The sequence below is a fragment of the Methylobacterium sp. NEAU K genome (genome assembly GCF_030700285.1).
In the GTDB taxonomy this organism is placed as follows: Bacteria; Pseudomonadota; Alphaproteobacteria; order Rhizobiales; family Beijerinckiaceae; genus Methylobacterium.
Genome location: NZ_JAUYZJ010000069.1, coordinates 1 through 11,769, shown reverse-complemented (window position 1 = coordinate 11,769; position 11,769 = coordinate 1). Strand labels below are relative to the sequence as shown.

Sequence of the window (11,769 nt, the reverse complement as noted above, 5' to 3'; positions counted from 1 at the left end):
TCCTGCCTGCGGCGGGTCCGACGGCGGGCGCGATCGAGGCGGGCGCGCAGGTCGCGACCGCCGACGGCGGGCTGCTGGCGCGCTACGAGATCATCGACGTCACCCCGGCCGTGGTCGAGGCCCTGCGCGGGCGCCCGCTCGACAGCCTGCTCGCCTCCTTCGGCGACCACCGCCCGTCGACCGAGCCGGTGATCGGCGTCGGCGACATGGTCTCGGTCTCGATCTGGGAGGCCGGCTCCGGCGGCCTGTTCTCCGGCCCGCTGGTGGCCGACCGCTTCTCCGCCGGCTCCAAGTCGGCGCTCATCCCCGAGCAGCCGGTCGGGCGCGACGGCGCCATCTCGGTCCCCTATGCCGGGCGCATCAAGGTCGCCGGGCGCAGGCCCCAGGACGTCCAGGGCCTGATCGAGAACGAACTCGCCGGCAAGGCCATCCAGCCCCAGGTGCTGGTCTCGGTCACCCGGCCGATCTCGCAGGCCGTCACCGTCACCGGCGAGGGCGCGGCCGGCGCACGCCTGCCGCTCTCGGGCCACGGCGACCGCATCCTCGACGTCATCGCCGCCGCCGGCGGAAACCGCTCGCCCGTCTCGGAGACCTTCGTGCGCCTGTCGCGCGGGCCGCTCACCGCCACGGTGCCGCTGACCACGGTGGTGTCCAACCCCAAGGAAAACATCTACCTGCGGCCCAACGACGTGCTCACCCTGGTGCGCGACCCGCAGACCTTCATCGCCGTCGGCGCCCTCGGCAACAGCACCGAGCTGCCGTTCCAGGCCGACGGCATCACCCTGGCCCAGGCGCTCGCCAAGGCGCGCGGCCTGTCCGACTTCCAGGCCGACCCCGCCGGAACCTTCATCTTCCGGTTCGAGCCCGCCAGCGTCGTGCGCCGCCTCAACCCCGGATCGAGGCTGCTCGGCACGCCGCTCGTGCCCGTGGTCTACCGGATCAACATGCGCGACCCCAACAGCCTGTTCACCACTCAGGCCTTCCGCATGCGAAACCGCGACCTCGTCTACGTCTCCAACGCGCCCTTCACCGAGGTCCAGAAGGTGCTGACGGCGTTCAACGGCGTCACAGGACCACTTGCCTCCGCGGCCACGGCCTACGCCTACGCGAAATAGGCCGCGCAGGCCGCCGGCCTTCGGGCCGGCGGATCGGGCGAGGCGCCGGACCGGGATCCCGGAAACGAGACAGGGCGCGGATGCCATCCGCGCCCTGTCTCGTTTCCGGGTGTTGAACCGCGCCGGAGTCCCGGCGCGGCGGTATCTCAGCCGCGCTTGGCCAGGAGCTGCTCGATCAGCGAGCCGCCCTTATCGATCGCCGCCATCTCCTCCGCCACCGCGTTCACGGTGTCGCGGATCTGGTCCGCCGTATGCTCGGATGTGAGGAAGAAGCGCAGGCGCGAGGCCCGCTCCGGCACCGCCGGATGGATGATCGGCTGCACGTTGATGCCCCGGCGATAGAGCCGGTCCGACAGGGTCACGGCCTTCAGGGAATCGCCCACGATGATCGGCACCACGGCGAGGCCGAGGCTGAAGCCGGTGTCGAGGCCGAGCTTCTTGGCGGTCGTCAGGAACAGCGTGCCGTTCTGGCGCAGGCGCTCGACCCGCTCCGGCTCGGCATGCATCACCGCGAGCGCAACCTCGGCGGCGGCGGCGAGCGGCGGCGACATGCCGACGCTGTACACGAAGCCGCCGGCGGTGTGCTTCAGGTACTCGATCAGCGCGATCGGGCCGCAGATGTAGCCGCCGCAGGTCGAGAGCGTCTTCGACAGGGTGCCCATCCAGATGTCGACCTCCTTCGGGTCGACACCGCAATGCTCGAACAGGCCCGCGCCGGTGCGGCCGGTGACGCCGAGGCCGTGCGCCTCGTCGACCATCAGCCACGCATCGTAGCGCTTCTTGAGGGCGACGAGACCCGCGAGGTCCGGCGCGTCCCCGTCCATGCTGTAGAGGCCCTCGACCACGATCAGCGCCCGGCGATGCTCGTGGCGGGTGGCCTGGAGCAGGCTCTCCAGGGCGTCGAGGTCGTTATGCGCGAACGAGCGCCGCTGCGCGCCCGAGAGCTGCGCGCCGGTGACGATGCTGTTGTGGCTGAGCGCGTCGTGGAAGATCACGTCGCCGGCTTCCAGCAGGGCGCCGATGGTCGTGACGTTGGTGGCGTGCCCGCTCACCATCACGACGCAGCCCTCCGAGCGGTAATGCTTGGCCAGCGCCTGTTCGAGGCTGATATGGCCCGGCCGCTCGCCCGCGACCACGCGGCTCGCCGATGCGGAGGTGCCGTAGGCGTCGATCGCCTCCCGGGCCGCGTTGCTGACGCGCGGATGGCCGTTCAGGCCGAGATAGTCATAGGAAGAGAAGTTGGTGAAGCTGCGCTGGTCGATCCGCGTGGTCGCACCGGCCTTGGCGTCGTGGACGCGGAAGAACGGGTTGCCCAGGCCGATCAGCTCGGCCGCCTGACGCTGCAGCTTCAGCTCCCGGTAGCCCGGCAGGTTCTCGAAGTTCTGCGACGCAGACTTGCCCGTAGGGGACGCCGCCTTGACGGGGGCCGGGCGCGGCGTCGCGCGCCCGAGGCGGTTGGTCACGAAGCCGGCGAGCGCCGCGCGCCCGCCGTCAGGCCGTGCCGTATCGGTCATGGGTTGGTCTCTTTGATCTCGCTGGAGGTCTTCTCGATGAGTTCCCTGAGCGGCGCCATCATCTGCGCATCGATCTCACCGCCGATATGCTTCGAGACGAGGCTCATCGCGACGCCGGCCGCCTCATCCATGGGCGCGGAAACCGCCTGAATTAAGGATTCCGACAGCTCGTTCACCGTCATTCCGGACGAGAGACCGGCCGGCGGCGCGTCGAGGGCGAAGCGCTCCTGCAGGCTGGCGCCCAGCTCGACGCCCATCAGCGAATCGAGGCCGATCTCGGAGAGCTGGCGCACGCGGCTGATGTCATCCTTGGGCAGGCGCAGGATGCGGGCGATGTCCTCGACGATCGCATCCGACACGGTCTTGCGGACCGCGTCCACGTCGCCGCCCTTGAGGAGGGCCCCGATGTTGATCGCCTGGACGCCGCCGGCCTCGACCTGCTGGTCCGATCCGAGGTCGGCGTAGCTCGGCGAGCGCATGGTGGCGAGCCGCTCGCGCGCCTTGCCCCAGTGCATCGCCGCGATGGCGATCACCGCCTCGTCCGGCGACGTGCCCTGGGCCTCCAGCGCGTCGGCCATCAGCTCCAGGCAGCGGCGGGCCTCCATGGGGGTGACGCCGACGCGGCCGGCGAGACCTTCCATGACCGCCTTGTTGCGGGCAAGCATGCCGACATCGCCGATCGCGCCCCAGGCCACCGCCAGGGCGGGCAGGCCGCGGCGGCGGCGCTGCCGGGCCAGGCCTTCCATGAAGCCGTTGGCGGCGACGTAGGAGCCCTGGCCGGGATTGCCGATGAACGTGGTCGCCGACGAGAACATCACGAAGTAGTCGAGGCTCCGGTCCCGGGTCGCGGCATCGAGATGCTGCGCACCGATCACCTTCGGGCCGATCACCGCGTCGAGCGCCGCAGCGTCGATGTTGGCGATCAGGCCGTCCTGGAGCACCGCCGCGGCGTGGAGCACGCCGGCGAGCTTCCTGCCGTCCTGCTCGATCTCCGCGATCAGGCGATCCACCGCCGAGCGGCTGGTGATGTCGACGGCCTTGGCCTCGACCCTGACGCCGCGCGCGGAGAGTTCGGCGACGATCGCCTTGGCCTCGTCGGTGGTCGCGCCCTTTCGGCCGGCCAGGACGAGGTGCTTGGCGCCCCTGTCCACGAGCCAGCGCGCCGCTTCCAGGCCGAAGCCGCCGAGACCGCCGGTCAGGAGGTGGACGCCGTGGGCCGAGACCGCGAACGGCCGGCTGGTGTCCTTCATGATCGTGCCGGCCTTGGGCGGGCTGATCACGATCTTACCGATGTGACCCGATTGCTGCATCAGCCGGAACGCGTCCGAGGTCTCGGCCGCCGTGAACGGCTGGTACGGCAGGGGCTTGAGGCCGCCGTCGTTGAACAGCGCCATCACCTCGCGGAACATCCGCGCACCGTCGTCGCCCTGATGCTGGATCACCTGATCCAGATCGACGCCGAAGTAGCTGAGGTTCCGCCGGAACGGGCGCAGGCCGATATGGGTGTTGGCGACGTAGTCGCGCTTGCCCAGCTCGACGAAGCGGCCGAAGGGCCGCAGCGCGTTGAGCGAGCGCTCCATCGCCTCGCCGAACAGGCTGTTCAGGACGATGTCGACGCCGTCCCCGGTGATCGCCCGGATCTCGTCCACGAAGGCCAGCGAGCGGGAATCGAGCACGTGCTCGGCGCCCAGGGCCTTCACCAGGGCCCGCTTCTCGCGGGAGCCGGCGGTGGCGATGACCCGCGCACCCTTCAGCTTGGCGATCTGCAGCGCGGCAAGGCCGACGCCGCCCGCGCCGCCATGGACCAGGACCCACTCGCCGCGCCGCATCCGGGCGCAGGAGACGAGGCCGTAATAGGCGGTGAGGAACGCCACCGGCACGGTGGCGGCCGCCATCGGGTCGAGGCCCTGCGGCATCGGCGCGACCACGAGTTCCGGGACCACGATGTGGGTGGAAAAGCCCGACTGGGCGAACGCGACGACCGGATCACCGATCTTGAAGCCCTTGACGCCCGGACCGACGGCCGTGACCCGGCCGGCGCATTCGAGGCCGAGGCGGGGGCCGGCGAAGCCGTCCTCCAGGATCTCCTCGGGCAGCATCGAGAGCGCCCAGAGAACGTCGCGGAAGTTGAGGCCGGTGGCCTCGACCGCGATCTCCATCTCGCCCTTGCCGGGGGCGCGACGCTCGGCCGGTCCCCAGACCATCTCGTTGAGGCCGCCGGTGTTGCTGCGCTCCAGGCGCGCGGCCTCGGCGGGCAGGGCGTCCGCCGGATCCCGGTGCTTCGGCCGGCCGGCATGGAAGCGCACCACCTGGGTCCGCTCGTCGTCCAGCACGATCTCGGTCTCCGGCGTGCCGGAGAGGATGAGGTCGCGCAGGCGCTCGGAGGCGCGCTTGGACGACATCTCGGGCGAGAGATCGATGCGGCGCACGTCGAGGTTCGGCGCCTCGTTGGCGAGGGTGCGGGAGAAGGCCCACACGCCGGCCTCGATGTTGGTGGTCTGGCCGCCGCGGTCGCGGGTGGCGCCCGGCGCCACGACCCAAAGGCGGGTCTGGCGGGAGCCGAGATGCTCGGTGCAGCGCTTCAGGCTGAGGCAGCGGTCGCGCAGCCGCTCGGCCGCTTCGCCGCCCCGGGTGAAGGCGCCGGCCAGGAACACCACCGTGTCGGGGGTCTCCTTCTCCAGCTCCATCAGGGAGGTCTCGGAGTCGAGGATGATCGAGACGTGCACGCCGCCCGCGACCAGCAGGGTCGCCAGGGAGGATGCGGTCTCGGCCGCGAACTCGTCGTCCGAACCGATCACGAAGGCGAAGCTCTGGGCCGGGGCGGGACCCGGGCGCACCGGGGCCTCGGCCACCAGCAGCAGGTCGTCGCCGTTGGCCGACGCCGCGCGCTCGACCGCGACCTTGACCAGGCCATGGGCGCTGAGCGTGCGCTGCCAGCCCTCGATATCCTCCAGGCGGCCGACGGGCATGCCGCCCACGGCCTCCTCGAACCAGCCGCCGGTGAGGCCGAACACGAGGTCGCGGAACAGGGACGCGCCCGGCTCCACGGCCACGAGCAGGCCGCCGGTGGCGAGCGCCCCGGCGAGCTGGCCCGGCAGGGCGCGCTCGCCGCGATGCAGGCTGCCGGCCGCCAGGATCAGGTCGAAGCTGCCGGGGGCGAGCTCGTCCGCCGCCTCGACCACGGTGGCGCCGCGGGTGAGCGACAGGCGGGCGCGCTCGGCGAGCCTCCGGTCGGTCTCGAACACGGTGAGCCGGGCCTCGGCGGCGGCGGCGAAGCCCGCGGCCTGGGCCGAGAGCGGGCCGAAGCCGACCTGCAGGACGCGCAGCGCCCGCTCCTTCGGCAGCTGCCCGCGACTCTTCTCGATCAGGCCGGCGACCACGTCGGCCGTGTGGCGCGCGGTGGCCGAGCGCAGCACGAAGGCGTCGATGGCCCCCTGCGGCAGGGCCGGGGCCTCGGTCAGCTTGCCCGCGAGCAGGCGGTCGACCATGGCGCCGACATCGGCGATCAGAACCAGTTCTGCGGAGAGGTCCGGGTGGTCGCCCGCGATCCAGCGCATGATCTCGTCGGGCGGGGGCAGGGCGGAGCCGTCGCCCAGCGTCCAATCCGCGCCTGCGCGCTCGGCCAGGCCGCTGCTCTCGAGGGCGTAGAGGGCGTTCAGCAGCCAGGGGCGCAGGGCCTCCGGCACGCGCCGGTCGGTGACCGACACGGTCTCGCCCTGCGCCAAGCCGGAGGCGAGGCGGTAGGCGAGCGAGGTCGCCCATCCCTCCAGCAGAAGGTGGCCCGGCGACAGGGCGGCATCGGCCGGCCCCTTCGCCTCGGCGGTGAGCGGCCGCAGGCGCGCGGCCACGCTCGGCCGGCGCTCCATCGGGATCGCGGTCGGCTCGGTGGCGAGCTCCGGCACCTGCGAGATCGCGAAGGCCGAGAGGTCGCCGCCGCCCTTGGCGCGCAGGGCCTGGAAGCGGCCCTCGCGGATGGTGGCGACCACCGCGCCCTCGGCGTCGAGCAGGGTGAAGTCGGCCAGGATCGAGCGCTCGTTGCAGCGGCGCGTCCGGATCACCGAGCGGGTGATCACCGCGCCGGGGCGCAGCATCCGCACCTCGCCGAAGCGTACCGGGATGTAGGCCTTGCCGGCATTCTCGCCGAGCAGATCCGCGAACAGCAGGATCAGCCCGTGGAAGCAGGCGTCGAGCCGGGTCGGCACCAGCGCGAAGCGGGAATCGGGCTCGGCGGGCAACAGGTCCGACACGATCGTGGCGTCATCGAGCCGCGCGCTCATCGCGACCTGCTGGAAGCTCGGGCCGAAGCCGAGGCCGGAGGCGCGGGCGCGGGCGTAGAGTGCGTCGCCGGTCAGGACGTGCTCGCCGGCGGTCTCGAAGTCGAACCCGTTCAGGTCCGGCGCCTTCGGGGCCGAGAAGCTGCCCTCGACCACCTTGGCCTGGGCGTGGAGCTGCCAGGGGGTCTGCGTCAGCCGCGGACGGCTGAGGACCTGGATGCCGTTGCCGGAGCCCGACAGGCGCACAGCGACCTCGCGCAGGGCGTCCTCGGCGAACACCATGGGTGCGACGATCTCGAAATCCGCCAGCACCACCTCGTCGTGGCGCATCGCCTCGCGAACACAGGACAGCGCCATCTCGACGAAGCCGGCACCCGGCATGATCACCTGGCCGTCGACCCGGTGGTCCTCCAGCTCGGGCAGGGTGGCCGGATCGACGAAGCCGTTCCATTCCAGGCCGTCGAAGGTGGTGCGCGAGCCGATCAGCGGGTGATAGGGGCGGGGGCTCATCGCGCCGACACTCTCGGGCGTGTCGGCGAGGCGGAACGGGCGGCGCTGCCACGGATAGGTCGGAAGGCGCACGTCGCCCCGGGGCGCGTCGCCGAAGATCAGCGCCTCGTCGACCTGCGCACCCTGGACCAGGGCGGCGCTGACCGCCTTGGCGATCGGGTCGCCGCCGGAGGCCTTGCGGTGCATCACGCCGACCGTGGCGGTCTCGATGCCGAGCGGCTCGACCGCGTCGCCGACATGGGACATCAGGGTCGCGCGCGGGCCGACCTCGACGAAGACGCGGGCGCCCCGGCGGGTGGCGTCCTGCACGGCCTCGCAGAAGCGCACCGGCTCGCGGATGTTGCGCCACCAGTAGCCGGCCCCGAAATGCTCGCCGCCCAGCACGCTGCCGGTGACGGTCGAGACCATCGCGGTGGTGCCGGTGCGTGCCTTCAACCCGGAGAGATCGCGCAGCAGCGGCTTCTCGGTCGGGTCCATCAGCCTTCCGTGGAAGGCGTAGGCGAGATCGAGCTTGCGTCCGCGCCGGCGCTTGCGCGACAGGGCCTTGAGCGCGGCCTCGATATCGGCCACCGGCCCGGCGACCGTCACGGCCTTCGGGCTGTTGTAGGCCGCGATGTCGAGAGTCGGATAGTCCTTGAGGAAGGTCTCGACTTCCTCGGACGGCATCAGCAGCACCGCCATGGTGCCCTGGCCGTGCGTGGTCTCCTGGTGGTGGCTGCGATAGTAGATGACCCGGACCGCGTCCTCCAGGCTCAGGATGCCGGCGGCCTCGGCGGCCGCGATCTCGCCGACGCTGTGGCCGAGCACGTAGGAGGGGATCAGCCCCTTGGCCCGGAGCGCCGCCGTCGAGGCGCTCTCGATGGCGAAGATCAGCGGCTGCGAGACGCTGGTGAGGGCGAGGCGCTCGTCGAGGTCCTCGGCGTAGAGCGCCTGCTTCAGCGACCAGTCGGAATAGGCCTGGAACAGCGTGTCGATCCGGTCGAAGGCCGCCCGGAACGTCGCGTTCTCCTCGTAGGCCTCGCGGCCCATGCCGGCCCACTGGCTGCCGTTGCCGGAATAGACGAAGGCCACCTCGGCGGCACGGTCCACCGCGGTGCCGGTGAACGCGTCCTGCGCGTCCTCGCCTTCGCCGACGGCCCGCAGGGTCGCGGCGACATCGGTCTTGCCGTCCAGGGTGATGGCCAGACGGGCGGGCATGCGCTCGCGCCGGTGCGCCACCGCGGCGGCCACCGCGGCGACCCGGCCGGGCTGGGCCTCCAGGCGCTCGGCGTAGTCGAGGGCGAGCTCGTTCAGCGCGGCCCGGCTCTGCGCCGAGATCAGCAGCACCTGGGCGGAGGAATCCGGGACGCCGGCGGCAGGCTGCGCCTCGACGGCCGCGTCCGTGATGACCACGTGGGCGTTGGTGCCGCCGAAGCCGAAGGAGTTCACGCCCGCGTAGCGCTCGCGCGGACCGCGGGCGATCGGCAGGGGCTCGCGCACGACCCGCAGGTTCAGCTCGTCGAACGGGATGTCGGGATTCAGCTCGGCCGCGTGCAGCGACGGCGGCACGAGGTCGTGCTCCAGCGCCAGCGTCGCCTTCATCAGGCCGGCGAGACCTGACACGGGCTCGGTATGGCCGATGTTGGTCTTGATCGAACCGATCGGCAGCGGCGCCTGGCGACCGCGGCCGAGCTTGGTCCCGATGGCCGAGGCCTCGATCGGATCGCCCACCGGGGTGCCGGTGCCGTGGGCCTCCATGAAGGCGAGGTCGTCGAGGCGGATGCCCGCCTCGCGGTAGACCTTCTCCAGCAGCGCGCCCTGGGCGTAGCCCGAGGGCAGCGAGATGCCGGTGGTGCGCCCGTCGGAGTTGATGCCCGACGCCGCCACCCGGGCGCGCACGGTGGCGCCGTTGCGCCGCGCGGCCTCGGCCGATTGCAGCACGAACACCACGCCGCCCTCCGAGCGCACGTAGCCGTCGGCGTTCTTGGAGAACGCTTGGCACAGGCCGGTGCGCGAGAGCATCTGCGCGCTGGAGAAGCAGATGAAGTTGAACGGGCTCGCCAGCACGTTGACGCCGGCCACCACCGCCGTGTCCACGCGGCCCGACTGGATCGCCTGCACGGCGTTGTCGAAGGCGACGAGCGAGGACGAGCAGGCGGTGTCGACCGTGAAGCTCGGGCCCTTCAGGTCGAAGATGTAGGAGATGCGGTTCGAGATGATCGAGAGCGTGTTGCCGGTGGCCGCGTAGGCGTCGCCCGAGGCCGCGTCGAGGATGCGCAGGTTGCCGTAGTCGAGCGAGGAGGCGCCGACGAACACGCCGATGTTGCTGCCGGCCACACTCGACGGGCGCAGGCCCGCATCCTCCAGGGCTTCCCAGGTCAGCTCCAGCAGCATCCGCTGCTGCGGATCCATCTGCTCGGCCTCGCGGGGCGAGATGCCGAAGACCGCCGGGTCGAACGACCAGATGTCGTCGATGACACCGGCAGCCCAGGTGTAGCTCTTTCCGCGCTCGTGGGCGCGGGGATGCGCGAATCGTTCGAGCGAGAACCGGTCACCGGGGACCTTGCTGACGGCGCAGCGGCCCTCGGAGAGGAGTTGCCACAGCCCGTCGACGCTGGGGGCCCCGGGCAGTCGGCATGCGCGTCCGACGATCGCAATGTCTGTACGTTGTGTCACGTTCGGTTCGCACACGCTCGTTATCGGAAGTCGGCTCGGCTCGCGACGAGTGAGTACCCTCTCACCCCTTAGTATGGCACCATTGCGGTGTCCAACCTGGCCGGAGCCAAGGTCATCCCTGGCCGGCGAGATTGCGGGCCGCTGTGACATGTATTCATCAGGGCATAATCCAGTGCCGCCGGCCAGAATGCCAAGATTGCACGGGTCCACCGCCTGTTGAGACGGTCATCTGACCATGGAAATGCCACAGTTGCGCCTCGGGGGCCGGGCCCCGTCTAGCGGTGCCGCGGCCGTTTTCCCAAGAGATCTTCGCGGCAACCCGCAGATCTGACAGCGCAATGGCTCCGCGCGCCCCGGTCCGGCCGATGCTCAAGACGCGTCCTGGGCGGACCTATCCTTGGCGCTATCCTTGGATCGTCCGACGCCGAGGTAGGTGAAACCGTGCCGCTCCGCGGTCTCGGGATCGTAGATGTTGCGCAGGTCGATCAGCACGGGCGCGGCCCCGGATGGCGCCATGGCCTGGCGCAGCCGGTCCAGATCGAGCGCCCGGAAGGCGTTCCACTCGGTCACGATCACCAGCGCGTCCGCGCCCTCGGCGCAGGCGTACGGGTTCTCGGCGTATTCCACAGACGGCATCAGCGCGCGCGCCTGCTCCATCCCCTCGGGATCATAGGCGCGCACCGTGGCGCCGGCATCCTGCAGGCCGGCCACGATCGCCAGCGAGGGCGCCTCGCGCATGTCGTCGGTGTCGGGCTTGAAGGTCAGGCCGAGCAGCGCGACGGTCCGGCCCCGGACGCTGCCGCCGCAGGCCTTGATCACCTTGCGGGCCATGGCGCGCTTGCGCTGGTCGTTGACCGCCACCACGGTCTCGACCAGCCGCAGCGGCGCCCCGGCATCCTGAGCGGTCTTGACCAGGGCGAGGGTATCCTTCGGGAAGCACGAGCCGCCATAGCCCGGCCCCGCATGCAGGAACTTGGTGCCGATCCGGTTGTCGAGCCCGATGCCGCGGGCGACCTGCTGCACGTCGGCACCGACCGCCTCGCACAAATCCGCGATCTCGTTGATGAAGGTGATCTTGGCGGCCAGGAACGCATTGGCGGCGTACTTGGTCAGCTCCGCGGTGCGACGCCGCGTCACCAGGATCGGCGCGGCGTTGAGGTAGAGCGGCCGGTAGACCTCGCGCATCACCGCCTCGGCCCGGGCATCCTCGGCGCCGACCACGATGCGGTCGGGACGCTTGAAGTCGGCGATCGCCGCGCCCTCGCGCAGGAATTCCGGGTTCGAGACCACGGCGACATCCGCCCCGGGGGCGGCCTCGCGGATGATGCGCTCGACCTCGTCGCCGGTGCCCACCGGCACCGTCGACTTGGTCACCACCACGGTGAAGCCCGACAGCGCTCCCGCGATCGCCCGGGCGGCCTCGAACACGAAGCTCAGGTCGGCGAAGCCGTCGCCCCGGCGCGAGGGCGTGCCCACCGCGATGAAAACCGCGTCGGCCCCCGCCACCGCCTCCCGCAGGCTCGAGCCGAAGCCCAGCCGGCCCTGGCGGACGTTCTCGGACACCAGCGCGTCCAGCCCGGGCTCGTAGATCGGCATGCGGCCGGCGTTCAGGCTCGCGATCTTGTCCGGGTCGCGGTCGATGCAGACAACGCTGTGGCCGAAATCCGCCAGGCACGCCCCGGAAACCAGGCCGACATAGCC

Annotated in this window: 4 protein-coding genes; 1 reads left to right on the top strand and 3 read right to left on the bottom strand. The window is 71.3% G+C overall.

The annotated features are described in order from the left end of the window. The first annotated feature begins 2 nt into the window (after positions 1-2). Positions 3-1,115: a polysaccharide biosynthesis/export family protein gene (locus Q8W67_RS26740; RefSeq protein WP_305551263.1), complete on the top strand. Its 1,113-nt coding sequence runs from the start codon at positions 3-5 to the stop codon at positions 1,113-1,115. Positions 1,116-1,261: 146 nt separating this feature from the next. Here the strand turns inward: Q8W67_RS26740 and Q8W67_RS26735 are convergent, their stop codons facing one another. The 3 genes from Q8W67_RS26735 to Q8W67_RS26725 form a co-directional block, all read right to left on the bottom strand. Beyond that, positions 1,262-2,629: an aminotransferase class I/II-fold pyridoxal phosphate-dependent enzyme gene (locus tag Q8W67_RS26735; RefSeq protein ID WP_305551261.1), complete on the bottom strand. Its 1,368-nt coding sequence runs from the start codon at positions 2,627-2,629 to the stop codon at positions 1,262-1,264. Then, a complete protein-coding gene (locus tag Q8W67_RS26730; protein WP_305551259.1) occupies positions 2,626-10,068 on the bottom strand; it encodes a type I polyketide synthase in 7,443 nt (2,480 codons plus the stop codon). Before Q8W67_RS26730 ends, Q8W67_RS26735 begins: the two co-directional genes overlap by 4 nt. Positions 10,069-10,437: 369 nt before the next feature. Next, positions 10,438-11,769 (bottom strand): UDP-glucose/GDP-mannose dehydrogenase family protein (locus Q8W67_RS26725; RefSeq protein ID WP_305551257.1); only part of this gene is annotated, 1,332 nt, incomplete at its 5' end.

Excerpts from the sequence above, each read along its gene's own strand:
- Q8W67_RS26735 (WP_305551261.1), bottom strand. The coding sequence starts at position 2,629 with ATGACCGATACGGCACGGCCTGACGGCGGGCGCGCGGCGCTCGCCGGC.